Source organism: Hymenobacter plasmatis, assembly GCF_020711255.1.
Classification (GTDB): Bacteria; Bacteroidota; Bacteroidia; order Cytophagales; family Hymenobacteraceae; genus Hymenobacter.
In genome coordinates, this window is record NZ_JAJFAW010000009.1 from 13,778 (window position 1) to 39,571 (window position 25,794).

22 protein-coding genes are annotated in these 25,794 nt (G+C 60.9%); 15 read left to right on the plus strand and 7 right to left on the minus strand.

Annotated elements, in window-relative coordinates; all coding sequences use genetic code 11:
* Nucleotides 1-6: 6 nt before the first annotated feature.
* From LJ738_RS08355 to LJ738_RS08375, 5 genes are all read left to right on the plus strand, one after another.
* Complete coding sequence (locus tag LJ738_RS08355) at nucleotides 7-2,280, plus strand: GEVED domain-containing protein (protein ID WP_227785879.1); 2,274 nt, start codon at nucleotides 7-9, stop codon at nucleotides 2,278-2,280.
* A 105-nt stretch (nucleotides 2,281-2,385) separates the two neighbouring features.
* Nucleotides 2,386-6,603 (plus strand): T9SS type B sorting domain-containing protein, encoded by a 4,218-nt coding sequence (locus tag LJ738_RS08360; protein ID WP_227785880.1) that lies wholly within the window; start codon nucleotides 2,386-2,388, stop codon nucleotides 6,601-6,603.
* A gap of 166 nt (nucleotides 6,604-6,769) precedes the next feature.
* Nucleotides 6,770-8,182, plus strand: coding sequence for a 23S rRNA (uracil(1939)-C(5))-methyltransferase RlmD (gene rlmD, locus LJ738_RS08365; RefSeq protein WP_068196303.1), 1,413 nt, complete (start codon nucleotides 6,770-6,772; stop codon nucleotides 8,180-8,182).
* A 78-nt stretch (nucleotides 8,183-8,260) separates the two neighbouring features.
* The gene (locus tag LJ738_RS08370; RefSeq protein WP_317206791.1) at nucleotides 8,261-8,530 is read left to right on the plus strand and encodes a GIY-YIG nuclease family protein; all 270 of its coding nucleotides are present in this window, start codon (nucleotides 8,261-8,263) and stop codon (nucleotides 8,528-8,530) included.
* A 79-nt stretch (nucleotides 8,531-8,609) separates the two neighbouring features.
* Nucleotides 8,610-8,984, plus strand: a complete 375-nt coding sequence (locus LJ738_RS08375) for a hypothetical protein (protein WP_227785882.1) — start codon at nucleotides 8,610-8,612, stop codon at nucleotides 8,982-8,984.
* Nucleotides 8,985-9,065: 81 nt separating this feature from the next.
* On the opposite strand, the gene LJ738_RS08380 is transcribed toward LJ738_RS08375, so the two are convergent.
* From LJ738_RS08380 to LJ738_RS08395, 4 genes are all read right to left on the minus strand, one after another.
* Nucleotides 9,066-9,521 carry a YybH family protein gene (locus LJ738_RS08380; protein WP_068196315.1) on the minus strand — a complete coding sequence of 152 codons (456 nt, stop codon included), beginning with the start codon at nucleotides 9,519-9,521 and terminating at the stop codon, nucleotides 9,066-9,068.
* 129 nt (nucleotides 9,522-9,650) lie between these two features.
* Nucleotides 9,651-10,178: a YMGG-like glycine zipper-containing protein gene (locus LJ738_RS08385; protein WP_227785883.1), complete on the minus strand. Its 528-nt coding sequence runs from the start codon at nucleotides 10,176-10,178 to the stop codon at nucleotides 9,651-9,653.
* Nucleotides 10,179-10,314: 136 nt separating this feature from the next.
* On the minus strand, nucleotides 10,315-11,343 hold the full coding sequence (gene thiL, locus LJ738_RS08390) for a thiamine-phosphate kinase (RefSeq protein ID WP_227785884.1): 1,029 nt from the start codon (nucleotides 11,341-11,343) through the stop codon (nucleotides 10,315-10,317).
* A gap of 117 nt (nucleotides 11,344-11,460) precedes the next feature.
* Nucleotides 11,461-12,639, minus strand: a complete 1,179-nt coding sequence (locus LJ738_RS08395) for a T9SS type A sorting domain-containing protein (protein WP_227785885.1) — start codon at nucleotides 12,637-12,639, stop codon at nucleotides 11,461-11,463.
* Between the two features lie 203 nt (nucleotides 12,640-12,842).
* Between LJ738_RS08395 and LJ738_RS08400 the strand changes: the two genes are divergently transcribed.
* The 7 genes from LJ738_RS08400 to LJ738_RS08430 all read left to right on the plus strand — a co-directional run bounded on the left by LJ738_RS08400 (nucleotide 12,843) and on the right by LJ738_RS08430 (nucleotide 17,790).
* Nucleotides 12,843-13,436, plus strand: a complete 594-nt coding sequence (locus LJ738_RS08400) for a TetR/AcrR family transcriptional regulator (protein WP_227785886.1) — start codon at nucleotides 12,843-12,845, stop codon at nucleotides 13,434-13,436.
* Between the two features lie 93 nt (nucleotides 13,437-13,529).
* Nucleotides 13,530-14,522: a 1,2-phenylacetyl-CoA epoxidase subunit PaaA gene (gene paaA, locus LJ738_RS08405; RefSeq protein ID WP_227785887.1), complete on the plus strand. Its 993-nt coding sequence runs from the start codon at nucleotides 13,530-13,532 to the stop codon at nucleotides 14,520-14,522.
* Nucleotides 14,523-14,642: 120 nt separating this feature from the next.
* Entirely contained in the window at nucleotides 14,643-15,323 is a 681-nt protein-coding gene (locus tag LJ738_RS08410) for a phenylacetic acid degradation b (protein ID WP_227785888.1), read from the plus strand.
* Between the two features lie 69 nt (nucleotides 15,324-15,392).
* The gene (gene paaC / locus LJ738_RS08415) at nucleotides 15,393-16,157 is read left to right on the plus strand and encodes a 1,2-phenylacetyl-CoA epoxidase subunit PaaC (RefSeq protein WP_227785889.1); all 765 of its coding nucleotides are present in this window, start codon (nucleotides 15,393-15,395) and stop codon (nucleotides 16,155-16,157) included.
* A gap of 11 nt (nucleotides 16,158-16,168) precedes the next feature.
* Nucleotides 16,169-16,669, plus strand: coding sequence for a 1,2-phenylacetyl-CoA epoxidase subunit PaaD (gene paaD, locus LJ738_RS08420; RefSeq protein ID WP_227785890.1), 501 nt, complete (start codon nucleotides 16,169-16,171; stop codon nucleotides 16,667-16,669).
* Nucleotides 16,670-16,732: 63 nt separating this feature from the next.
* Entirely contained in the window at nucleotides 16,733-17,326 is a 594-nt protein-coding gene (locus LJ738_RS08425; protein ID WP_227785891.1) for a hypothetical protein, read from the plus strand.
* A gap of 305 nt (nucleotides 17,327-17,631) precedes the next feature.
* Nucleotides 17,632-17,790: a hypothetical protein gene (locus LJ738_RS08430; protein ID WP_227785892.1), complete on the plus strand. Its 159-nt coding sequence runs from the start codon at nucleotides 17,632-17,634 to the stop codon at nucleotides 17,788-17,790.
* Nucleotides 17,791-17,888: 98 nt separating this feature from the next.
* Here the strand turns inward: LJ738_RS08430 and LJ738_RS08435 are convergent, their stop codons facing one another.
* A complete protein-coding gene (locus LJ738_RS08435) occupies nucleotides 17,889-19,631 on the minus strand; it encodes a M3 family oligoendopeptidase (protein WP_227785893.1) in 1,743 nt (580 codons plus the stop codon).
* A gap of 156 nt (nucleotides 19,632-19,787) precedes the next feature.
* Nucleotides 19,788-20,891: a ferredoxin--NADP reductase gene (locus LJ738_RS08440; protein ID WP_227785894.1), complete on the minus strand. Its 1,104-nt coding sequence runs from the start codon at nucleotides 20,889-20,891 to the stop codon at nucleotides 19,788-19,790.
* 215 nt (nucleotides 20,892-21,106) lie between these two features.
* Between LJ738_RS08440 and LJ738_RS08445 the strand changes: the two genes are divergently transcribed.
* A complete protein-coding gene (locus LJ738_RS08445; RefSeq protein ID WP_227785895.1) occupies nucleotides 21,107-21,802 on the plus strand; it encodes a peptidoglycan DD-metalloendopeptidase family protein in 696 nt (231 codons plus the stop codon).
* A 181-nt stretch (nucleotides 21,803-21,983) separates the two neighbouring features.
* On the opposite strand, the gene LJ738_RS08450 is transcribed toward LJ738_RS08445, so the two are convergent.
* The gene (locus LJ738_RS08450; protein ID WP_227785896.1) at nucleotides 21,984-23,207 is read right to left on the minus strand and encodes an ABC transporter permease; all 1,224 of its coding nucleotides are present in this window, start codon (nucleotides 23,205-23,207) and stop codon (nucleotides 21,984-21,986) included.
* A gap of 108 nt (nucleotides 23,208-23,315) precedes the next feature.
* Between LJ738_RS08450 and LJ738_RS08455 the strand changes: the two genes are divergently transcribed.
* Together LJ738_RS08455 and fmt are read left to right on the plus strand one after the other, a co-directional pair.
* Nucleotides 23,316-24,569 (plus strand): exo-beta-N-acetylmuramidase NamZ family protein, encoded by a 1,254-nt coding sequence (locus LJ738_RS08455; RefSeq protein WP_227785897.1) that lies wholly within the window; start codon nucleotides 23,316-23,318, stop codon nucleotides 24,567-24,569.
* Nucleotides 24,570-24,769: 200 nt separating this feature from the next.
* Nucleotides 24,770-25,702, plus strand: a complete 933-nt coding sequence (fmt, locus tag LJ738_RS08460; protein WP_227785898.1) for a methionyl-tRNA formyltransferase — start codon at nucleotides 24,770-24,772, stop codon at nucleotides 25,700-25,702.
* Nucleotides 25,703-25,794 lie beyond the last annotated feature (92 nt).

Below are 25,794 nucleotides of genomic sequence, written 5' to 3' on the forward strand. Positions count from 1 at the left end.
TACCCTATGACTCCACTCTTACGTTCTTGGTCCCGCATTGCCCCGGCAATTGTGGCCGTTTTGTTGGCGCTGGGCACGTCTCAGGTTCTGGCTCAAAGCACCACCTGTCCCATTGCGGCCACCTGCACGCCGGGCCGGGCCAGCAGCCCCCAAGCAGCCACCTTCAACATGGGCGTCCTCAACGTAACGCTGGGGAACAACCTGATTAACAATACCACCGCTGGGCAACTTGATGGCTACAAGGACTACAGCTGCACGCAGAATGCGGCCCTGGTAGTGGGCCAGAGCTACGCCATCAGCGTGCGGACGGGCGCCAACGCGGCCGAAAACGTGCGGGTTTGGATTGACTACAACAACGACGGGGCCTTCACCGGCAACAACGAGCTGGTATTCAGCTCCAACACTGGCACGCTGCACACGGGCACCATCACGCCGCCCGCCGTGGCCACCTTGGGCACCCGCCTACGGATGCGCGTAGCAGCCGACTACGCCAACGGCACCATCCCCACCCCCTGCTCCACCCCCGAATACTCGCAGGATGAAGACTATAGCGTGACCCTGACCGGGAACGTGAGCGCGCCGGTAGCCAGCTTCAGCGCCAGCAGCACCATCACGTGCTCGGGCTGCGTGCAGTTCACCGATGCCAGCCAGAACCTGCCCACTTCTTGGTTGTGGACCTTCGGCGATGGCACCACCAGCACCGCCCAAAACCCCAGCCACTGCTACGCCGCGGCCGGCACCTACGCCGTGACGCTGCAGGCCACCAATTCGGCGGGCGCCAACACCAGCGCGGCCACCAGCATCGAGTACAACACCCAGATACCGCTCCCGGCCAGCTGCTCGCCCCAAACCATTAATTACTTCGCCAAATACGGCATCACCCGCTTCCAGCTCGGCACCATCGACAATGCCTCGGCCGATGGCAGCGCCGGCTACCAAGATTTCACCTGCCCCAAGCGTACGGAGCTCACGGTCAACTTTAATAACCCGATGACCATCACCACGGGCGGCGTGAATGCGCACGACATCCGGGTATACCTCGACTCCAACAATGACGGCATCCTGACTACCGCCGAGCAAGTATTTCAGAGCCTGAACACGCCCACTCCCGGCGTGACGGCCCGGCTCAACCTGCCCGCCAGCACCACCCTCAACCAGCCGCTACGCCTGCGCGTGGTGGCCGACGCCGTGGGCAACAACCCAGGGCCCTGCACCAGCCCCGTAAGCGGCCAGGTGGAAGACTATACGGTGATAGCCCGGGCCAACACCCTGCCACCCATCATCGACTTCACGAGCAACTACGTGCCTGGGGGCTGCGTGAACCCCATTCAGTTCACGGATGCCAGCCAGAACGTGCCCACGTCCTGGCTCTGGGATTTCGGTGATGGCAGCACCAGCACCGCCCAAAACCCCTCGCACCAGTACGCCGCCACCGGCTCCTACAACGTTTCCCTCACGGCCACCAACGGCTTCGGCACGGCCAGCATTACGCGGCCCGGCGCTGTATCAGTGTCGGTGCCCTGCTTAAACTATTGCGCCTCCAATGGCACGGGCGGTATCGGGCCCATCGGTATGGTGGCCAGCCCTTTCTGGATTTCGTCGGTAAGCGTGCCCAACGCGCAGCCGGCTTTTAATAATATTACGGGCAATGCCAGCGGTGGCTACGCCAACTACACGGCCCAGCCCATCATTGTGAACTCCGGCAGCCAGGTCAACATCACCGTAGTAATGAACACGGCGGTGGTGCACCGCACGGCAGTGTGGGTAGACTTTAATACCAATGGCGTTTTTGATTCTTTTGAACTGGTGGTAAGTGGCGTAACAGTGAGCGGCCCGAATTCGAACACGTTCTCAGCCAGTTTCGCCGCTCCTACCCGCACCACGGCCCTCAACGCCCGCATGCGGATACTGGCCGTGGCCAACACCAACGCCCCTTCACCGTGCTCAGTGAACCTGCTGAACGCGGAAGTGGAAGACTACCAGCTGCGTGTAATGCCCCTGGCCACCCGCGACGCCCTGGCCCTGCCCTCCCTCAACCTCTATCCCAACCCCACCATCGACGGCCAGATGCGCCTGCGCCTAACCGACGCCAGCGCGGCCGGCACCTACGCCGCCGAGGTGCAGAACCTGCTGGGTGCCACCGTGCTTACCACGGCCCTGCGCCTGAGCGCAACCGCCGACGCGGCCCTGAACCTGAGCAGCCTGGCCCCGGGTGTGTACGTGCTGCGCCTGCGCGATGCTCACGGCCAAACCGCCCTGCGCCGCGTGGTGCGTCAGTAAGCTGCCGCGCAGCAGTCAGCCGCCTCCCTGCCCCTTAACCAAACCGGGGCCCGCCAGCGGGCGCGGGCCCTGGTTCTTCCCTTTTGCTTCCCTTTACTTTTTTATATGTCCACAACCTTACTACAGCGTTTTCTTGGGTCGATACTACTGCTGATGCTGCTTGTGCTGGGGGCGCGCCCGGCACAAGCGTCGCACTTGCTGGGCGGTGAGATGAACTACCGCTACCTCGACGCCAACGGCCCGGCGGGGGCTCCCTTTCGCTACGAAATAACGGTGACGCTGTACAGCAACGGCCTATACCCCACCGACCCAAGCGTGGCCCAGTACCCCAACAACGTCACGATTGAGCTATATAACCAGACCAACGGCGCGCGCATTACCGCCGTTTCGGCTCCCCGGCAGGGCGTTTTCAACCCGCAGCCCATCCGGCCATCGGTGCCGCAGGGCTGCACGGTGGTGGGCCCCAACCAGCCGTTTTACCTGTTGAAATACGTGCAGACGGTGAACCTGCCGGTGTCGTTCGATGGGTACTACGCCGTGTTCTCGCTGGCGGCCCGCAACTATACCCTCAGCAACCTCAACGCGCCGGCCAGCAACGGCCAGCCGCTGACGCTGTACGTAAGCATGGCCCCGCCGCTGATCCCCAACCGCTCGCCGGTATTTTCCGACACAGCCGTGGCCATTGTGTGCCAGAACGATACCACCATCACGCTGAACAATGCCTTCGATGCCGACGGCGACCGCCTGGTGTACTCCTTCGGCAGCCCCTACGGTCAGCGCACCACTACAGCCACTTTTCCGCCCCTGCCCCAGGCCGTGCCCTACTTCTCCGGCTACAGCGCCACCAACCCGTTTGGCCAGGGGGCCGGCAACTTTGCCACCATCAACGCCAGCACCGGCGTGGCGAAATACGGCGCCAAAACCAATGGCCTGTATGTAATTGCGGTCGACGTATCGGAATACCGCACCATCAACGGCCGGGAGGTGCTCATTGGCACCACGCGGCGCGACCTGCAGCTGGTGGTGTCTACCTGCCCGCCCACACCGCCGCCCGTGCTGCCGCCCACGCTCACCACCCCGCGCAACTACACCATCGAGGAAGGCCAGTCCCTAAGCATCCCGATTACGGCCACTCAGGCCAGCAACCACCCGCTGGTGCTCACCGTGAACAGCGCCCTGCTCGACGGCAACGGCCCCTTCAACACCACCTTCAATGGCAGCACCGGCACGGTGCAGCCCGGCAACCTGACCGGCACGGCCACGGCCTCGGGCACGGGCTCGGTGAGTGGCACGTTTGTCTTCAACTCGGCTTGCGGAACTGCGCGGGCCACGGCCTACGACCTGGGCGTGACCGTGAAAGACAACGGCTGTGGCGGCCGCCTGGCTTCCGATATTTTCCGCATCACCGTGACCCGCGCCGCCGGCCCCAATGCCATCAACGGCCCCACCACCGTGTGCGACCCGGCCACGGTGCGCACCTACACGGCCAGCGGCCCCGTACCGGCTTCCTACAAATGGCGCGCGGTGGGCGGCACCATCACCGGGGGCCAGGGCACTAGTGCCGTGCAAGTGGTGTGGGGCAATGCCAACACCACGGGCACCCTCGTGCTCAAGGGCCTTTCGGCCCAGGGCTGCCCCACCGACTCGGTGGTGAAAACGGTGGACATCCGGCCCCTGGCTCCGCTTACCGTTACGGCCAGCGCGGCCAGCATTTGCTTGGGCAGCTCCACTACCCTCACCGTAAACGGCCCTGCCGGCCTCACCTACGCCTGGTCAGGCGGCGGCCAAACCTCCACCAGCACCAGCCTGACGGTGGCGCCCACCGCTACCACCACCTATACCGTGGTGGGCACCGATGGCACCTGCACCATCTCGGCCACCTCTACCGTGACGGTGACGCCCCCGCCCACCGCCCTTACCGGCGCCGACCGCAGCGTCTGCTCCGGCACCACCACTGTACTGGGCGCCCCAGCCCAGCCCGGCTACACCTACAGCTGGAGCCCGGCCACCGGCCTGAGCAGTGCCACCGTGGCGCAGCCCACCGTCACACTCACGAATACTACCGGCGCCCCCATTATCCAGACCTATGTGCTCACCGTGGTCTCGGGCGCCAGCTGTTCCAGCGTGGGTTCCGTGCGGGTAACGGTTAACCCAGAAGCCATTGCCAACGCGGGCCCTGCCCGGGCCGCGTGCGCGGGCCAGCCCACCACGCTGGGCGCGCCGGCCCAAGCCGGCTATACCTACAGCTGGAGCCCGGCCACCGGCCTGAGCAGCAGCACGGTGGCCCAACCCGTACTGAGAGGCGTGAACACTACCGCGCTGCCCCTCACCGTCACCTACACCCTGACGGCTACTTCGGCCGAAGGCTGCGTGAAAACCGATGCCGTGACCGTGACCGTAAACCCACGGCCGGCTGCCGAAGGCATTGTCGGCCCGGTGTCGGTGTGCCCCACCGTTACGGGCATTGCCTACTCCGTGCCCACTCCGGCCGCCACGGCTTATACCTGGCTGGTTAGCGGCGGCACCATAGCCAGCGGCCAGGGCACGCCGGCCGTTACCGTCGACTGGGGCGGGGCAAGCAGCGGCGCCTACCTCAAGGTATTCCGCCTGAATGCCCAGGGCTGCTCTTCCGACACCACCACACTGCCCGTCATCATCAACCCGCGCCTGCAAACGGTGCGTCCCACCGGCCCCGGCGACATCTTGGCAGCCGCGCCCCTGCCGCGCGCCGTGTGCCAGGCCGATGGTCCTTTCACCTACAGCAGCGGGGTATTTGCCAATGGCTCTAGCTACTCCTGGCAGATAATCGGCGGCACGCAGGTGAGCACCGCGCAAAACACGGTAACCGTGAACTGGGCGCCCGTCTCGGTGCCCACCATCGGCAAAATCGTAGCCACGGAAACCAGCAACCCCGCTGGCGGCATCTGCCGTGGCGTTTCGGATACGCTGAAGGTGCTTATTAATCCCTCGCCGCGCACGCTGGCTATTGTGAGCCCGGTACGGGTGTGCCAGAACAGCGGCCCCGTCACGTTCTCAGTGCCCGGCGGTTTCACCGGCTCCACTTATGTGTTTCAGCTCAGCGGCGTTGCCCTGGCAGGCACCGGCAGCTCCCGCGTGCTGAACACCTTGCCCGCGCCTGGCACCTACTCCCTTACGGTGCAGGAAACCACAGCCAGCGGCTGTGTTGGCCCACTGCTCACCACCCCGTTCACGGTGAATCCCCTTCCGGTAGCGCCCACTATTTCGGGCTCGGCTTTCGTGTGCAATACGGCCACGCCGCAGCAATACACCATTGCCAATCCCACTACTGGCGCCTCGTTCCAGTGGACAGTGGTGGGCGGCACCATCACGGCCGGCGGCAACAGCAGCCAGGTTACGGTATTCTTCAATGCCACCGGCCCGTACAGTGTAAGTGCCGTGGAAACCAGCGCCAGCCCGGCCTCCTGCGCCGGCCCCGCCGCCACCCGCACCATCACGTTCGATAACCCAGGCCTGACGCTGACTGCCGCCTCGGTGGACGCCACCAGCAACAACCGCGTTATCCTGACTTTCACCTCCCCTAACAGCACCAATACCCCCAACCCGGTGCGCATTCTGCGGCGGGTGGCGGGCTCGGGCACCTTTGCCCAGGTGGGCACGGTGGCGTCATCGGCCATCACCTACACCGATAACACCGCGCTGGACGCCTCGGCCAATTCGTATGAGTACCAGTTGAGCCTCACCAATGGCTGCGGCACGCCCGTGCTCAGCACCGTGGCGCAAACCATCCGCCTGGTGGCGAGTAACTCGGCCACTCCCGGCACGGGTGGCCGCAACCAGGGCAGCACCGCCCTCACCTGGAACGCCTACGTGGGCTTCCCGGTAACGGAATACCGCATCTACCGCCGCGCCGATGCTGGCGCCCCGGTGCTCCTCACCACGGTACCGGGCAGCACGCTGCAGGCCACGGTGCCCAATGCGGATGCCGGCTCCGTGACCGGGGCGGGCTTTACCCAGAACTTCCGAGTGGTGGCCGTGAGCCCGGGCTCTATTCTCTCCAACTCGAATGAGGCCAGCGTAAACTTTGCCAATGCCCTCCAGACTTACAACATCATCACCCCCAACCGCGACGGCCAGAACGACGTGCTAGTGATTGACAACATTCAGCTTTACCCCGGCAATACGTTCACCGTTTTCAACCGCTGGGGCCGCGAAGTGTACAGCACCACCAACTACCAGAACAACTGGGGCGGCGACGCCAACACGGCGGCCGGCACCTACTTCTACCTGCTGAAACTGCCCAACGGCAGCAGCCTCAAAAACTGGTTTGAAGTGGTAAAATAGACCACGGGTTGCCCGGCTTTTGCAGTCGATTCGCTTTCAAAAGAAAAAGGCTTGCCACTTGGTAGGCCTTTTTCTTTTTCCCAAACACGCCGGTTGCCACCTACTACAAAATCCGGACAATCCGCTTAAATCCGGGCCCATCCGTGGTCTACCTTTGCGGCTACTTATGAGCAGAGCTAAAAATATCCCCGCGGAACTACTTCGCAACGTCAAAATTCAGGACATGGTGGCCGAGGGCAAGTGCCTCGTCCGCGTCGAGAACCTGGTCATCTTCGTGTCGCAGGTCGCCCCCGGCGACGTGGTGGACCTCAAAGTGACCAAGGCCAAGAAGAGCTTCCTCGAGGCCGTTCCGGTTAAGTTTCACGAGTATTCGGAGCTGCGCACCACGCCGTTTTGCCAGCACTTCGGCGTGTGCGGCGGCTGCAAGTGGCAGCACCTCACCTACGACTCGCAGCTGCACTACAAGCAGCAGCAGGTGGTCGACCAGCTCACCCGCATCGGCAAAGTTGAGCTGCCCGAGATTCCCTTCATCCTCTCCTCGCCGCAGCGCACTTACTACCGCAACAAGCTCGAATACACCTTCAGCGACAACGGCTGGCTCACCACCGAGCAGATAAATGACGACTCGCGCACCTACAACCGCGAGGTACTGGGCTTCCACACCCCCACCCGCTTCGACAAGATTATCGACGTGGAGCACTGCTGGCTGCAGCCCGAGCCGAGCAACGAAATCCGACTGTTTGTACGCGACTACGCCCACCAGCACGGCCTGGCTTTCAACAACCTCGTGCGCCAGACCGGCCTGCTGCGCAACCTCATCATCCGCATTGCCCAAAGCACCGGCGAGCTGATGGTGATTCTGCAGTGCTACCACGCCGACGAGGCCATTGTGCCGCTGCTCGACGCCTTGTATGCCAAGTTCCCCGGCATCACCTCCCTCAACTACGTGCTCAACAGCAAGGGCAACGAAACCTTCCACGACCTGGAAGTGGTGACCTATAAGGGCAAGCCCTACATCGAGGAAGAAATGGAAGGCCTGCGCTTCCGCATCGGCCCCAAGTCGTTCTACCAAACGAACTCCGAAGGCGCCCACCAGCTCTACAAAGTAGCCCGCGACTTCGCTGAGCTGAAAGGCGATGAGCTGGTGTACGACCTCTACACGGGCGCCGGCACCATCGCCAGCTTCGTGGCCCACCAGGCCCGCAAAGTCATCGGCGTGGAGTACGTGGAGCAGGCCGTGGCCGACGCTCACGTGAACGCCGAAATCAACAATATCACCAACACGGAGTTCTACGCCGGTGACATGAAGGACATCCTCACCGCCGAGTTCACCGCCCGCCACGGCCGCCCCGACGTCCTCATCACCGACCCGCCCCGCGCCGGCATGCATCCCGACGTAGTAGCCCGCCTACTGGAGCTGCGCGCCCCCCGAATCGTGTACATCAGCTGCAACCCCGCCACCCAGGCCCGCGACTTGGAGCTGCTCGACGCCGCTTACAAAGTCACTCGCGTGCAGCCCGTGGATATGTTCCCGCACACGCATCACGTAGAGAATGTGGTGGCGCTGGAGTTGAAGTAAGCCGTCTGGTCTTTTGTCATCCTGAGCGCAGCGAAGGACCTTATCGCGCTAGGGAGAGCCGTTCGTATGCCTTATTACGTGTACATCACCACCAATCCAAGCAAGTCGGTCCTTTATATAGGTGTTACCAACAATCTTGCAGAGCGCATGGCAGAGCATTTTGCGAATCGGGGCACTGCACAGACCTTCGCAGGCCGCTACTTCTGCTATAACTTGGTGCATTTTGAAGAATACAACGACATCAACGCCGCTATATCGCGTGAGAAAGAATTAAAAGGCTGGACACGGGCTAAGAAGGATACATTGATTGCTATTGATAATCCGCAATTGCTTTTTTTACAAACTTGAAAGCTGCAGCGGCGCAAACCTGATAAGGTCCTTCGCTGCGCTCAGGATGACACGATAAACAACGAGTTCAACCACCTTTATGGACTACTTCAACGACCCCGAACTCAACGGCAAATACCTTGGCACCATCACCAAGGACTTCGTCGTGGTGTCCGACACCCTGCTCGAAGCCTCTTCCCAGATTCGCAAGGGCGACTTCAGCAAATACCCCATTTTCGTGTTTGCCAAGCAGGAAGTGCCCCTCGGTGGCCTCCTCGTGAATGCCGACGAACTGAACCTGGAGTGGCACGTTTTTGCCAGCTACCTCGAGTTGTTCGTGCAACAAGGCATCATTGATGTGGGTGGCGTCGAAGCCTTCCAAGCCACCTACAAAGACCCCGACGAATTCTGCTGCCTCTTCGTGCTCGATGAGGAGTTCACGAACTTCGTTTTCGTGCCGTATCCGGAAGATTAATATTTCCGGGTTGCCAAAAACGAAATTGGGCCACGACTAATGCAATCGTGGCCCAATTTCGTTTTTGGCAGTTGGCTGATTCTAATTCCGGCGCTGCACCGGCAAGTCTTCCAACTGGGCGTAGCTCAATTTCCAGGTCTTATCAGGGCCTTTTTTCCAGAGGAAAATGTAATTGCCTTCGCCAAAGCCATGGGGCTGGTTGGGGCCGGCCGGCAGCACGTCTACCGAGAACGTGCCGGCTTCGTAGGCGGTATTAACATCGGTGGATGAGCTCACCACGCTGGTCTTCAAATCGCTGATGGTGGGCAGGGTTTCGCTTACCCATTTCTGGGAGACTTCCCCTTTGCCTTTCCAGCGGGCATTGCCCTGCACGAAGCTCACGTCGTCGGCCAGGAAACCGGTAATCTTGCCCGAGTCCTTGTTATTCCAAGCGCTGATAAATTCTTGGTTCAGGCTTTGGATGTTTACCGCTTCGTCCGTTTTGGTGCAAGAGGTAAGCGTTGCCGCCAGGAGCAAACTACACAGGATGGCTTTCATAAAGTGAAAGAGGAATTGGTGAAGAAAAAGCAAATGTAACAGCCACAATGACCCCTCACTACAACGGGCTATAATGGCTAAACCCCAGGCATGTACGCCCGGGGTTTAGAAATCAAATAAGTTGGGCTATTACCAGCTCTTACGACGGTACTCCGAGGTCGAATAAGGGTTCGACGGGTTGCCGTAAGCATCGTTGGGCAAGTAGTTAACACTCGTAGCAGTAGGCTGTGCGTTGAGCTGCATGGCGGGCGTCATGCTCACGGTCGAAGCCGTCAGGCTGTTAACCGGTACAGCGGTGGTCTGCGTGCGGGAAGCCACCAGCGTTTCGCGGCGGGACTCCGAGCGACGCAAGGAGTTGCGGTATTCCTGTTCGCGAATGGCCGCAGCGCGGTTGACAGCGGCGATGCGGGCCCGCTCTTTCCGCTTGTTGTCGATGTGCTTGCCCACACCGTAGCCGATGGCACCGCCGGCCACGCCGCCTACCACCCCACCTACAGCACGGTTGCGCTTGTTGATAATGGCACCAGCAGCGGCACCACCCAGGCCACCAATAACGGCGCCTTTGGCTTGCGGGCTCCACTGAGCCTGGGCCGAACGGGAGCCAAATACGGTGCTAAGCAGCACAATCAGAGCGAAGAAATAGGGAAGCTTGTTCATGACCAGAGATTTTAAATGGAAGGGGAAATGCTCACGTTTGAGAGGAGGAAGACAATTAGCGTGCCACTCGAGCTTTCCCAATGGCGGTTTTAACGGCCGAAAGACCGTCAAGTTGGCGATTGCACGATGAATTGGGCTAAAAACTCGTCCAACCCTGTGCCTGGAGCGGCACAGCCTGTCCGGCTTTGGTTACGAGGTTGGCGCCGTCTTCTTTCGCGGTAAGGTGCCCGATAATGGTGATATCGGGGTGGTTTTTGAGTTTTTCGTGGTCGGTTACGGGCACCGTGAACAGCAGCTCGTAGTCCTCGCCTCCGTTCAGGGCGCAGGTAATGGGGTCGAGGTTGAACTCGGCTGCGGCTTCCAGCGTGGGGTTGGCGATGGGCAGGAACTCGGTGAAGATGCGGGCGCCCGTGCCGCTGGCCTCACACAGGTGCAGCACCTCCGAGGCCAGCCCGTCGGAAATATCAATCATGCTGGTGGGCCGCACGCCTAGCTCGCGCAGCTCGTGAATGATGTCGAGCCGCGCTTCGGGCCGCAGCTGGCGCTGCACCACGTACTCGTAGTTGGCCAGCTCGGGCTGCGTTTCCGGGTCGGCCAGGAAGGCTTGCTTTTCGCGCTCCAGCACCTGCAGGCCCAGAAAGGCCGCGCCCAGGTCGCCGCTCACGCACAGCAAATCGGTGGGCTTGCCGCCGCTGCGGCGCACCACATCGCCGACGGGGGCTTCGCCCAGGGCCGTCACGGCCAGCGTGAGGCCGCCCCGGCTGGCGGTGGTGTCGCCGCCCACCAGGTCCACGTTGTAGGCCTCGCAGGCCAGGCGCATGCCGGCGTACAGCTCCTCAATGGCTTCCACGGTGAAGCGCGGACCCGCCGACACGCCCACCACCAGCTGCGTGGGGAGGGCATTCATGGCGGCTACGTCGGATACGTTCACCGCAATGGCCTTATAGCCCAGGTGCCGCAACGGGCAAAACGCCAAATCAAAATGAATGCCCTCCACCAACAGGTCGGTGGTCATCACCAGCTCGGTGCCCGGGGTGGGCGCAATGATGGCCGCATCGTCGCCGATGCCCAGCACCGTGCCGGGCTGGCTCGTGCTAATGCCTTGCTGTAAGCGGCGGATGAGGGCAAATTCGCCAATGGCGGTGAGGGGCGTCAGTTCGGACATAACTTCGAAATCAGGAAAACAAAGCCGCCGGGCAGCGCCCGGCGGGGCCACAAAAGTACACCCACAAAAAAAGGAGGGAATTGCTTCCCTCCTTTTCCTATTGAAACCGATGCGTGCTTATTGCACCACCAGCTCCTTATAGATTTTGGTCTGGCCGTCGGTGCTCACAACCTGCACGAAGTACAGGCCGGCTTTCAGGCGCGAAATGTCGAGGATAAGTTTCTCCTGGCCCTGGCCTTTGGCCTGGGCGCTGATGCGCTGGCCCAGGTTGTTCATCACCGTTACGCTGGCCACCTTGGCGTCCTTGATTTCGACCGTGGCGGTGCCATGGGCCGGGTTGGGGTACACGCTGATGTTGGCGTCGAACTTAGCCAGCGTGCCGGTAATGGTGGCTTGGTAAGCCCCAAAAGGACCGGTGTAGTCGATGTGCTGGCCGAGCTGCTTATACGACTGGCCGCCGGGGTTGCTGCTGGGCGTAGTAGCCGGCGCAATGATGGGGCCGTTGAAAGCGGTGGAGTACATCATCCACTCATCGGCGATGTTGTAGCCGCCGGCCTGGCGCACAGGCGGGCAGGAACCCACCGTATTCTGAAACTGCGGGTTGTAGCGCACGCCGCCCGAAACAGTAGGACGACGAACCAACGACTGGTTGGCCGACGACACGTAAATAGCGTTGGCGCCAGTGCCGTCGAGCGGATTGGTGCCGCTCCAGTTGCCGCTGCTGGTGGTGCTGCACGATTGCAGTAGGGGGTCTTCCCCGATTACGCCAATCAGGTCAACAATGACGCCCGGGCCCACGCCGGCGGTGCCGCTGGGGTAGCGCACCAGGGCCATGGCATCGTTGCCGTTGAAGTACACCGTGCCGCCGCCGGTGATTACCGTGGGGCCGCTCACGGGCGAGTGGCCTACGCTGAACTGGTTGGCCGCATTGCGGATATCGGGCAGGGTGGCTTCGCCGCTGGCAATCACGAACGTGGTGTGGGCGTTCATGCTGTTTGCGCCCACAGGCTGCTGCGACGCATCACTGCGCAACAGGCGCTCCTCTTCGGCCACGGAGGTGCCCCCATTGGAGTACCGGCGTATAGAATAAGGATTGAGGCTCACCACGTTATTGGTCGGGTTGAAGATTTCGATGGCGCGCTCGCTGCCCGTCGAAGTGGTAGCGCCGCCGTAGTTCACGCCCGTCTGGTGGGCGCCTTCGTCGTATTCGGAAAAGAATAGCTCGGTACCCTGTTGTGCGTGAGCAGCACCGCAAAACAGCAATGCGGCCGAAAGCAGATAGTAATGTTTTTTCATAAAAAGTTGTGGTGAAAAGGTCTCAGCATCGGCAAAGATACACGCGTTAAGGATGATTGCCGAGCTTAAATCCTGCTTACCAGCAACAGATTATTTAAGCTCAATATAATGACATTCAGTCCTCCAGGGCAGTGTAAAAGAGCGCGATAAACGCAACTTTCGTTTGCTAACGAGCGTTAGCAAGTATACCTTTGTAATTGCAGATGTCGACTACCGCTCCCACTCGTTCGCGCAAAGCCCAGATAGACCGCACTGCCACGGCCCTGTTCCGGGCGCGCGGCTTTGCGGCCACCAGCATGCGCGAGCTGGCCACGGAGCTGGGCCTGGAGGCGGGCAGCTTGTATTCGCACATCAAGTCGAAGGAGGAAATCCTTCACCGCGTGTGCTTTGGGCTGGCCGATGAATTCTTCGCTGGCTTCGCCGCAGCTACTCTCGATTCGGCGGCGCCCATTGCGACGCAGCTGCGGCTGGCCATCGAAGCCCACGTGCGGGTGCTTACCCGCGACAGCGCAGCCTCGGCGGTGTTTTTGCACGAGTGGCGCCACCTGAGCGAGCCCGCGCGCACCGAATTCCTGGCCTTGCGCGACCGGTACGAAGCCGCTTTCCGTGGGCTGATTCAGCAGGGCATTGCCGCCGGCGAGCTGCATGCCCCCGATGCGGCTTTTGCGGCGCTTACCCTGCTGGCCAGCCTCAACTGGCTCCCGGCCTGGTACCGGCCCGACGGGAAATTGTCGCCCGATGAAATAGCCCACCGCCTGGCCGAGCAGTTGCTCAATGGAATGAGGAATTATGAATGAAGAGTGAGGAATTACTCTCGATTTCACCCTTCATTTTCTTCTCTTTCCTGTTCTCATAATTCTTCCTTCCTCATTCTTAATTATTCATTAAAAATGTACGGTTCCGCCAGCACCCACGACCAGCCAACTACCGCCACCACCGGCCTGGAAAACGAAGACCCCATCCTGCTGGCCGAGTTTGAGGCCCGCATTGCGCGGGGCGAGAAAATTGAGCCAAGCGACTGGATGCCGGCCCTCTACCGCAAGCAGCTCACCCGCATGATTGAGCAGCACGCGCACTCCGAAATCATCGGCTCGCTGCCCGAAGGCACCTGGATTACGCGGGCGCCCGGCTTCCGCCGCAAAATGGCCCAGATGGCCAAGGTGCAGGACGAAGTGGGCCACGCGCAGCTGCTGTATTCGGCCGCCGAAACACTGGGCAAAACGCGCGAGCAAATGCTCATAGACCTGATTAACGGCAAGAGCAAGTACTCCAACGTGTTCAACTACCCCACGCCGACCTGGGCTGACTCCAACGTTATTTCCTGGCTGATTGATGCCGGCGCCATCGTAAACCAACTCGCCAACGCCAAGGGCAGCTACGGCCCCTACTGCCGCGCCCTCGACCGGATTTGCGCCGAAGAAGCCTTCCACCTGAAGTACGGGCACGACGCTGTGGTGCACCTGGCCACCGGCACACCCATTCAGCGCAAGATGATACAGGAGGCCCTCAACCGCTGGTGGCCCGCCATCATGACCTTCTTCGGGCCCTCGGATAAGATGAGCGTGCACACCGAAATCCTGATGCGCTGGAAGGTGAAAATGGCCTCTAACGACGAATGCCGTAACCAATTCCTGGACATGTACGTGCCCAAAATCTGGGAAATTGGGCTGACTCTGCCCGACCCCAACCTGCGCAAAAACGAGGAAACCGGCCAGTGGGAATTCACCGAGCCCGACTGGGAAGACTTCAAGCGCGTGATTAACGGTGACGGCCCCTGCAACGCCGAGCGCATTGCCGTGCGCCGCGCCGCCGAGGAAAACGGCGCCTGGGTGCGCCGCGCCCTGCTCACGCCCAAAATGCAGTACGTGCGGCCGCTGGCTTAATTATCAATCGGCTGTCATGCTGAGCCCGCGAAGCATCTTATCTCGTTCGAACAATTCGTTCATCGGTGATAAGATGCTTCGCGGGCTCAGCATGACAGATGGCATGACACCCCAAATACAATGATACACTCCCTCGACCCGCGCATGAACCGGCTGGGGCTGCCCGATGCGCCAGCCACGGCCGCTGCAAAAGAGGCCCTCGACCAGTTTGGCACCTATGAGGTGTTTCACCAGAAGAAGGAAGGCACGCCGTATGTATACGTGGGGCCAGTGCACGCGCCCTCTGCCGACGTGGCCTTTCTGTTTGCGAAGGAGCAGTACAGCCGGCGTTTTGCCTGCACTGGCCTGTGGGTAGTTCCCACCTCGGCCATCACCGTGACGGCTTATGTCGGCGACCAAGAATCAGCGTATGACACGCTGCCGCTGCTGCCCACCAGCCAGGCGCCCACCCCTCCCCCCATCGACGACACCGCCGAAGAGGAAGCTGCCTACGCCGCCGGCGAGGAAGACTACGACGTGTTCCACCTCAAGAAGCGCGGCAAGGCCCACCAGCACGTGGGCAAGGTGCGCGCCAGTTCCCCAGCCGACGCACTGCAAGTAGCGAAGGCGGTATTTGGAGAGCAGCGCCCCGTGGTGAACGTCTGGGTGGCGCGCTCCGCCGACTTCCTGCGTTCCGATGATGAGGACCGCGACATCTGGGCCACCACTCCGGAAAAAAAGTACCGCGACGCCATTTCGTACAAGGTGCAGGACCGCATCGAAAAGTTTAAGCAAGAAGGGCTTGGGCAGACGGAAGCATAAGCAACTCGCAAAAACTGCTTGTTGCCCCATCCAACTTCCTTCTCCTCCCCGATTTATTAGTTAATCTCTATGCCGCTGACTTCCCAAGACCCAAGAATCGACCTGATGTATCGCCTTGCCGACGACCAGCTTATTCTGGGCCATCGCAACTCGGAATGGAATGGTCTGGGCCCCATTCTGGAGGAAGACATTGCTTTTTCGAGCATGGCCCAGGACAAGCTCGGCCACAGCCTGCAGATGTATTCCATGCTGCACGCGCTGGGCGAAGCCGAGCCCGACACGGTGGCTTTCACACGCAACGCGCCGCAATTTCACTGCTGCCAGCTGGTGGAGTTGCCCATTGGCGAGTACGATTTCAGCCTCACCCGCCATTTTCTGTTCGACCACGCCGAGTTGCTGCGGTTTGAGGCGCTGGCCAGCAGCAGCTACGAGCCGCTGGCCCAGGTGGCCCGCAAGCTGCGCGGCGAGCTCAAGTACCACGCCCTGCACGCCAACACGTGGATGAAACGCCTGGGCACCGCCACGGAAGAGGCCATTGAGCGCATGCAACACTCGCTGAATTTTACGCTGCCCTATGCCCTGGGCATTTTTGAAAAGACGGATGCCGAGCCGGAAATTATTAGCTCCGGCCTGTTTGTTGGGGAGGATGAGCTGAAAAGCCGCTGGCTGGAAAGCATCACCAAAGTACTGGCCCAAACGGCGCTCGAAATGCCCGAAGTAACTACCCTGACGCCCGTGTTTGGTGGGCGCCACGGTCAGCACACCGAGTTCCTGCAGCCGCTGCTGGATGAAATGGCCGAGGTGTTTCGGCTGGACCCCACTGCCGATTGGTAAACCCTGATTTCATGCCAGTTACCATTCCCGATAAGGCCCAAATTCTCGACTGGCTGCAAGCCGTGAAAGACCCGGAAATTCCGACGATTTCACTGATTGACCTGGGCGTGGTGCGGGGCGTAGAAGTAGACGAAGCCACGGGCAAGGTATCGGTGCACCTCACGCCCACGTTTGCGGGCTGCCCGGCCATGGACTACATGAAGCGCGACGTGGAGCGCATGCTGCTGGCGCACGGCGTGCCCGCGGTGGAAGTCGACATCAGCATGCGCGAGGCCTGGACTTCGGACATGCTCACGGAGGCCGGCCGGCAGGCCCTGCGCCAGCACAAGCTGTCGCCTCCGCCGGTGCTCGGCAACCAGGTGCTGGACCTGGATTTTCTGGAGTATGCGGAGTGCCCCAACTGCCACGGCAACAATACCGAGCTGCGTACGCCGTTTGGGGCTACGCTGTGCCGCGCCGTGCATTACTGCCACGACTGCCGCCAGCTGTTTGAGCAATTTAAGCCGGTGTAGATTTGCCCAGCCGGCTGTTTATCCCATTCTGTTTTTGCAATGCCTACTCCCCTAGTTTCTCCTGTGAAATCAGCAATTTTTTGCATCCTGATACTCACGGGCTGCGCGGCTTCGTGCAAGCGGGCCAGCTCCGAAGCCGTGGTGCTCAACCCCGCCTCAGCCGCTGCCGTGAAGTCGCAGTTTGACGTGCTGCGCGACTCCGTGAATGTGAAGTGGAACACCATGACGGCCAGCGACGACCAGCGCATTGGCGTCACGCGCATGCTGCTGCACGAGCTAAAAGGCCGCCCTGGGATGGACGCCGCCAAATTGAAAGGCCTAGAGAGTGCCAACGCCAAACTCAAAACCCGCCGCTACAGCCAGCAAACCATGGCCAGTTCGGACCTGATTGACCAGTACGACACCGCTCAGGATTCCCTAATGCGGGCCCTGATGCCCGTGGCCGCGCCCAACGGCACCGCCCCCACCGAGGCCGCCCGCAACTACGTGGAAGGCCTGCAGCAGCTCGACGCCGGCGTGATTGGCTACCGGGTGAAGTACGACCAGGCCGCCCGCCAATACAACGACTACCTCAAGCTCCATCAGGCCGAGTTGCAGTCGCTGGGCGGCAAATACGCGGAGCTGAAGCCGCTGCCGCTGTTCGAGCTGCAGCACTAAGTAGCTGTTTGCGTTAATTATCAGGATACAAGACGGGTGTAGAGACGCGACACTTCGCGTCTCCTCGCGAGCGCGCCGTTTGGGTATCGTTCAACGAAGAGACGCGAAGTGTCGCGTCTCTACACCCGTTCTGCTAACTGTAGGTTTTACTCCAATAGCTTCTAGACCATTGTGCGCTAGCGAGCCCGCGTTTAGGTATTTTGGATGAGCGATTTTAAAAATTGAGCTGAATAATAACGAGATGCAACTATTACGTATCTTTCATTATCAACTACTCAATAATCAATCACATAACCTCAAGCACCATGCCCACTGCTACTCTTTACCGTCGGCTGCTGCCCGCACTGCTGCTGGCCGGCCTTGCCCTCAGTTCCTGCGAGCACCGCAAAGACTGCGACCCCAAGCCCAAGGGCAAGTGCGGCACCACCGCGCCCTCCACTACGCCCCCAACCGGAAATTCGTAATTGAGCTGGATTTCAGCAGTCTCGTTTTACCAATTAGCCCGACAACAAGAAGGCCAGCAAATTTGCCGGCCTTCTTGTTGTCGGGCTAAAAATATTGCTTACAGCGCTGCCATTTCCTCGCGCACGAAGTCGGCCAGGGTGCGCAGGTAATCGGTGCTGAAATCGAAGCGAATGCCGGCGGCCGCGTAAATCTGGCCGATGGGGGCGGTGTAGCCCAGGGCCAGGGCACGCTTGTATGCGGCCAGGCCTTCGGCCGGGTTCTGGCGGTAGTTGCGCCAAACGGCAATGGCCCCCAGCTGCGCCATGGCGTACTCTATGTAGTAGAACGGCACTTCGTAGAGGTGCAGCTGCTTCTGCCAGAGGTAGGGCTTGAAGTCTTCCAGGCCCGTCCAATCCACGGTGCGCTGGTTGAACTCGTCGAACACTTCCACCCAGCGGTTGTGGCGCTCGGTCTCGGTGTGCTCGGGGTTTTCATAAATCCAGTGCTGGAATTTGTCGATGGTGGCCACCCAGGGGAAGGTTTCGAGCACGCTTTCGAGGTGGGTTTTCTTGGCCCGGCGCAGGTCCTCGGCATCGGGGAAAAACACGTGCCACTGGTCCATGCTCATCAGCTCCATACTCATCGAGGCCAGCTCGGCTACTTCAGACGGCGGGTGCTTGTCGGCGCCCAGCGGCAGGCCGCGGGTGAGGAAGGAGTGCACGGCATGGCCGCCTTCGTGCAGCATGGTCACCACGTCGCGCAAGGAGCTGGTGGCGTTCATGAATATGAAGGGAACACCGGTTTCGTCCAGCGGGTAGTTGTAACCGCCAGGGGCCTTGCCCTTGCGGCTTTCCAGGTCGAGGTGGCCCATGTGGCGCATGGTGCGCAGGCAGTCGCCGAGGTAAGAATCAAGGTTTTGGAAGACTGTGATGGTTTTTTCCAGCAGCTCCTCGCCGGTGCCGAAGGGGCGCAGCGGCGGCTGGCCGCTGGGGTCCACGTCGAGGTCCCAAGGCCGGAGCGCCGGCAGGTTCAGGTCCTGCCGCCGCTCGAGGTCAAAGTCGTCGATGAGCGGCACCACCGTCTCGCGGATGGCCCGGTGGAAATCAAAACAGTCCTGCGGCGTGTAGTCGAACCGGCCGAGGGCGGCAAACATATAGTCCCGGAAGTTGGCAAAACCCGCGTTCAGGGCTACCTGGTGGCGAAGGGCCACCAGCTCGGTAAAGAGCTTGTCGAGGGGCTCGGCATCCTGCACGCGGCGGGCCTGAATGGCGCGCCAGGCGGTTTCGCGCACGGCGCGGTCGGGGCTTTTCAAGCGGTCGGCGGCCTGGGGCAACGTGAGTTCTTCGCCATCCAGCGTCACGTTCATGGCGCCCACCGTGGCCGCGTACTGCTGCTGCTTGGTGCTGATTTCGGTTTTGAGCGGAATGTTCTCGACCCGGTAAATTTCCGACGCCCGGCGCACCGAGCGCAGAAACACGCCGTAGCGGCGCTCGTCGAGCCCGGCCAGGTGCGGCGAGGCCAGCATCTTCTCGTTCAGGGCGTGGTCAAAGGGCGCCACTTGCGGCTCCACTTCGTTCACAAAATACTGGAATGCTTCGGCCCGGGTGGCGTCCTGCGTGTCGCAGGTCATGCGGATGTAGCGCCAAGCCAGGTCTTCGCTGAGCACCGATTCCAGCTCCGAGCGGTCGAGCAGCCAGCGCTCCAGCTCCGCCGGAGTGTGTATCGGCCGGTCCTGCAGCTCCTGGAAAAATGGCTCAATTGCGGCCCAGTCGGTTACCAGGAAATCCTCGGGCAAGTATTGGCGCGGCGGCCGGCTCGTGTCAGTAGCCGACGCGGCGGTAGGTTCAGCAAGTAGCATCATGGTACAATGGAAGTAGAATGAACCCGGGCGGTGAGTGCCGAGGCCATAGCCTTTAACTTACGAAACAATTAACGCACCGGACGAGAATTTCCCCGTTTCTGTTGGGGCGCGGGCTTAAAAACAGCCCGCCCGGGCGAGCTTATCAACCCCTGTGAATTAACCGATTTCTATCACAACGTCGTCCGTCATGGGGTGGCCCACGCAGGTCAGCACGTAGCCCTGCTTCATCTCCGAATCGGACAGGCCTTCGCGCTCATCCAAATGCACCTTGCCGCTCAGGCACTTGCCACGGCAGGCCGTGCACAGGCCAGCCTGGCAGGAATACGGCAGGTCGATGTCCTGGTCGAGGGCGGTTTCGAGGATGGTTTTGCCAGCGGGTACCTCGATAACGTACTCGCTGCCTTCGTACTGAATCGTGACGGAGCGAGTGCTCTTGGTGTCGTCGCCGGGGTTGTCGGACACGTCGCCGTGGCCGTTGGGCTGGCCGGCCGCGGCTTCGGCGGTATCGGCACTGGCCACAAAGCTTTCGCGGCGAATGCGGGCCTCGGGCACGTTGAGCAGGTCGAGGGCGGCGCGGGCTTCGGCCATCAGGCCTTCGGGGCCACACATAAAGTATTCGGCCTGCTCGGCCGGAAACTGGTGGCGCTGCTCCAGGATGCGCAGTATCATGGTGCGGTTGAGCCGGCCGGTGTGGCGGTGGGCGCCGCCGGGCTTCAGGGGCTGGCTGTACACGTGCTCCACTTGCACGCGGCCGTTGGTGCTGGCTTCCAGGTCATCGAGCTGCTTCTGAAAAATCACCGATTCTTCGTTGCGGTTGCCGTAGATGAGCAGCACGTGGCTGTTGGGCTCGGCGTTCACCACCGCCTTCAGAATAGACATGAGCGGCGTGATGCCCGAGCCCGCCCCGATGAGCACCAGCGAGCGGGCCGCTTTGGGGCTGGGGCTGAGGGTGAAGTTGCCCAGCGGCTCCATCACTTCGATTTGCTGGCCCACCTCCACAGTATCAAGCAAATAGTTGCTGACCAAGCCGCCCGGTACGCGCTTCACCGTGACCGACAGGCGCGGCGCCTCGTGCGGCGTGCTGCTCAGGGAGTAGGCGCGGCGCTCTTTTTTACCACCGGCACCGCAGGGTACAATCAGCGTCAGAAATTGGCCCGGCCGGCTGGCAATGGGCTGGCGGTCGGGCCGCTCCAAGTGAATGGTGATAGAATCGGCGGTTTCCTGGGTCAGCGCAACTACAGTCAGGGTTTGGTAACTCATGCGGGGGAAGAGATGGGGTATTGAGGAGTCTACGTATGTACGCAGCCTGCAGACTCCCGAACTTTGGAAATGACAAAAAACAAGCGCAGGCCACGACAATGGCAGCCCAACTTCGGCCGCAAAGGTAACTTGCCACGCGGCTGCCGTTTAACAGTCATCTCCCGGAAACTGTTGATGGGCTTCCGCAACGTTTCCACTCACTCTGCTCATTGCCCTTGTCCCTCGCCTCCCTCCTGCTGCGCCATCAGGCCAGCTTCGGTCCCGTACTGCCCGTCGACCTCAGCGGTCCGGCCGTTACCCACCTCGATTTCACGGATAACAACCCGCTTTTAGCCCAAGCCGACCTACGCGACACGGCCGCCTTCGAACAGTTGGTAAACACCATGCTGGCCCAAGCTGGCGCCACCATCGGCATCGGCGGCTACCTCGAAAACCGCGTCATTTATCGGCGCAGCCAGCACTTTGGCCCCGGCCAAGCCGACGAAGCCCGCTCCCTGCACCTGGGCGTCGATGTATGGATTCCAGCGGGCACGCCCTTGCTGGCGCCCTTGCCGGCCCAAGTCCACAGCCTGGCCGACAACGCCGGCTTCGGCGATTACGGCATCACCGTTATCCTCCAGCACAAACTGGAAGGCACTACTTTCTATACCCTCTACGGCCACCTCAGCCGCCTGGAATGGACGGCGCTGCGCGTGGGCCAGCGCCTTGAGCAAGGCCAGGCCTTCGCCTCCGTTGGCCCCTATCCCGAAAATGGGGACTGGCCCCCGCACCTCCACTTCCAGATTATTGCCGACCTGCAGGGCCGCGTAGGCGACTTTCCGGGCGTGGCCCGGCCCTCGGAGCGGGAGGCGTGGGCCACGCTGTGCCCCGACCCGAATCTGGTGCTGCGGAGTAATGTGTTGGCTCAGTAATATTGAGCTAAAGCATATTATCAAGCCGGTCATGCAGAGCACAGCGAAGCGTCTTTACCGCTTCGTTGAATCGTCTGTCATGCAGAGCGCAGCGAAGCATCTTCTCCCGGCTCAACGATTGGTTCCACGGGGATAAGATGCTTCGCTGCGCTCTGCATGACAGACGAGCATGTTAAAGTCCTTAGTCGAACTTAATAGCCACTACCGGCTTAATCCGCGAAATCAAATAAGTCGGAATCAACACGGCCAGCAGCGAGGCGACGAAGGTGGCCAGGTTCATCAGCAGCAGCATGCGCGGGTCCCAGGAGATGGGCACCCGGTCCATGTAGTAATTCTCGGGGTCGAGGGGAATGACGTGGAAGTAGTACTGCAGGGCGCAGAAGCCGATGGCAATAATATTGCCGATGAGCATGCCGCGCACCGTGAGCGACAGCCCGCGGTAGAAGAACATCCGGCGTATCTGGTTATCGGTCGCGCCCAGGGCCTTGAGGACGCCAATCATGTTGGTGCGCTCCAGAATCATGATAAAAATGGTGGCCACCATGTTGAACGTAGCCACGAAAATTATCAGAATCAGGAAGATAATCACGTTGCGGTTGAGCAGCTGCAGCCAGTCGAAAAGCTGGGCGTACTGGTCCGTTATTTTATCGATTTTAAGGTCGTAAGGCAGCCGCTCGTAGAATTTATCAGCGGTCTTGTCCAAGGTTTTAAAGTCCTTCAACACCACTTCCATGCCGCCCACCAGCGAATCGGGCCAAGCGGGAGAATTGAGCTCCCGAATCTGGCGGATGTCGCCAATCACATACACCTCATCAAACTCGTCGAGGCCGGTAGAATAAATGCCACTGACCCGGAATTGCCGAATTCGGGGCGGGTTCTGAATGAAATAAAACAAGGCCTTGTCGCCGACCGCCAGACGCAGCTTATCGGCTACTTTGCGCGAAATCAGCACGTCGTCGCTGGCCGCCGAATCGGGAAAGCTGAGAAACTTGCCCGCCATCAGGTTGGCGCGCATCGGCGACTTTCCGTCGCTTTCCGAAATGCCTTTCAGCACCACGCCCAGCACCTCTTCCTTGGTTTTGATGATGGCCGTCTTCACGGCGAAGGCCTGCGTGGCCTTCACCTCCGGAAACTCATGCAGCTCGGCCACCAGCCGCGGCCCGGCAATGGGCGCCACTTCCAGGGAGTTGTTGGTGTCGTAGCGCGTGATTTGCAGGTGCGCCCCAAACGAGAAAATCTTGTTCTGAATCTCGTTGCGAAACCCCTGCAGGATGGCAAACGACACCACCATCACCGCCAAGCCCATGGCAATGCTGATGATGGCTATTTTTGTGACCGATGACGTGAACGAACCGGAATCGGCTCCTCCGTCAATCTTGTGCGAAATGTAGCGGGCGACGTTCATTATTCGACTGTAAAGCTACGTTTTGAACGCGTACCGGCCACGCTACTGTCCTGCTAGCCCGGCGCGGCGCCAAGCTGCGCCGTATTTTTAGCCCTTCCCACCCCATATATGCTCAGTATTTCAGTTAAAATCACCCTGTCGTTACTGCTGGCGCTGCCGGCTTGTGGCACCACGCGGCCCGCTGCTACAGCAGCCGTTTCTCCAGAAGCGCCTGCTGCTCAGCCGGCAGGCACTCCCGGGAGCACGCCGCCCGCTGCCTCTCGCATCGTAGTGGGAGCTGAGCGCCTGGAGAAATACCTGCCCCAGCTAAAAAACAAGCGAGTTGGGCTGGTTATCAACCAGACTTCGCGGGTGGGCAATGCGTTTTTGGTGGATACGCTGCGGGCGCGGGGCATCAACGTGACGGCCATTTTCGCCCCTGAGCACGGCTTCCGTGGCGAGGAAGCCGACGGGGCCACTATCAAGGATGGGCGCGATTCCCGCAGCGGCGTGCCCGTGCGCTCGGTGTATGGCAAAACCAAGAAGCCCACCCCCGAGATGCTGGCCGATGTGGATGTGCTGGTATTTGATATTCAGGACGTGGGCGCCCGGTTTTACACCTTCATCAGCACGCTGCATTATGTGATGGAGGCCGCGGCCGAGCAAAACAAGCCGGTGCTGGTGCTCGACCGGCCCAACCCCAACGGCGACCTGGTGGATGGCCCCATTCTGGAACCAGCGCACAAATCCTTCGTCGGCCTCGACCCGTTGCCCATTGCTCACGGCCTGACAGTGGGCGAGCTGGCCACCATGATAAACGGCGAAAAATGGCTGGCCGGCGGCAAGCGCTGCCGCCTCACGGTAGTGCCCGTAGCCACTGGCTACACGCATGCCACGGTTTACCACTTGCCCGTGCGCCCCTCCCCCAACCTGCCTACTTACCAATCGATACGGCTTTACCCCAGCATTTGCCTGTTTGAGGGCACCAACGTGAGCGTGGGCCGGGGCACCAGCACGCCGTTTGAAGTCATCGGCAGCCCGTCGCAGCCGGCTACGCGGCCGTTCTCATTCACCCCCAAGCCCAACGCCGGCTCTCCCACGCCGCCTCTTAACGGCCAGCTGTGCTACGGCCTGAATCTGGTGGATGCGCCCGCGCGGGAGTCGTCGGGCCTGGTACTTAAATACCTGCTCGACTTCTATCAGCAGAGCACCGACAAGGCAAATTTCTTCGGCAAGTACTTCGAACAGCTTACGGGCACGCCGGCGCTGCGCCAGCAAATAATTGCCGGCAAAAGCGAATCGGAAATCCGCAGTTCCTGGCAGCCGGGCCTAGACAAATTCAAAACCCTGCGCCGCAAGTACCTGCTGTATCCGGAGCGGTAGCATAGCTCCGCTTGTCGTGCTATTTAACCGTTGTCATGCAGAGCGCAGCGAAGCATCTTATCGCCGTAGAACGAATCGTGCTGACCTGACAAGATGCTTCGCTGCGCTCTGCATGACAGATGGCGCGGAGGAGCTAATTAGGCTTCGCGCTGCATGCTGCCCCTTTATTTATAAGCCAAAATCCCCCTGACTTCCCCTTCATGCTGAACATCGTCTTCATGGGTACGCCCGATTTTGCAGTGCCCACCCTGGAAAGCTTACTGGCTTGGCCGGGTGGCCGCGTGGTCGCCGTGGTGACTGCGCCCGACCGGCCCGCAGGGCGGGGGCGCCAGCTGCAAGCTTCGGCCGTGAAGGTGGCGGCCGAGGCCCACGGCTTGCCCGTGCTGCAGCCCACCAACCTAAAGTCGCTGGAGTTTCAGGCAGAGCTGAAAGCCTACGGGGCAGATTTGCAGGTGGTGGTGGCTTTCCGTATGCTGCCCGAAGCGGTGTGGAGTATGCCACGCCTGGGCTCTATCAATATCCACGCGTCGCTACTGCCGCAGTACCGGGGTGCGGCGCCCATTAACTGGGCCCTGATGCACGGCGACACCGAAACGGGGGTCACCTCCTTCTTCCTGCGCCATGAGATTGATACCGGCGACCTCATTTTGCAGGACCGGGTAGCTATTGCGGCCGAGGACGATTTCGGCAGCTTATACAACAAGCTGAAAGTTGCCGGTGCGGCTCTGGCGCGGCGTTCCGTAGAGGCCATTGCCGCTGGCACGGCGCCCAGCACGCCCCAGGAGCAACGCGACGATTTACGAGCCGCTCCCAAAATTCAAAAGGAAACCGGCCGGCTTGATTTCACCCGGCCCGCCGCCGAACTGGTCAATTGGGTGCGGGGCCTCTCGCCCGTTCCTACCGCCTTCGCCACCCTGCCCGACGACCGCACCATCAAGATTTTCCAGGCCCAGGCCGTAGCCCCCGACCCGGTGGCTCAACCGCTGGCCGCGCCCGGCACCTGGGCCTCGGATGGCCGGCACTACCTGCGCGTAGCCGCCGCCGATGCCTGGCTCGACCTGCTGGATGTGCAACTCGAAGGCAAAAAAAGGCTGCCCGTAAAAGAGCTACTGCTCGGCTTTAAGCTGCCCTAGAAACTTAGGCCGGGACTTCTGCGCCGGTCACTTGTTTCGTAAAGCAACTGGCAGCGGAGCCTTTTGTCGCCGTCTATTTTAGCTCAATTTTC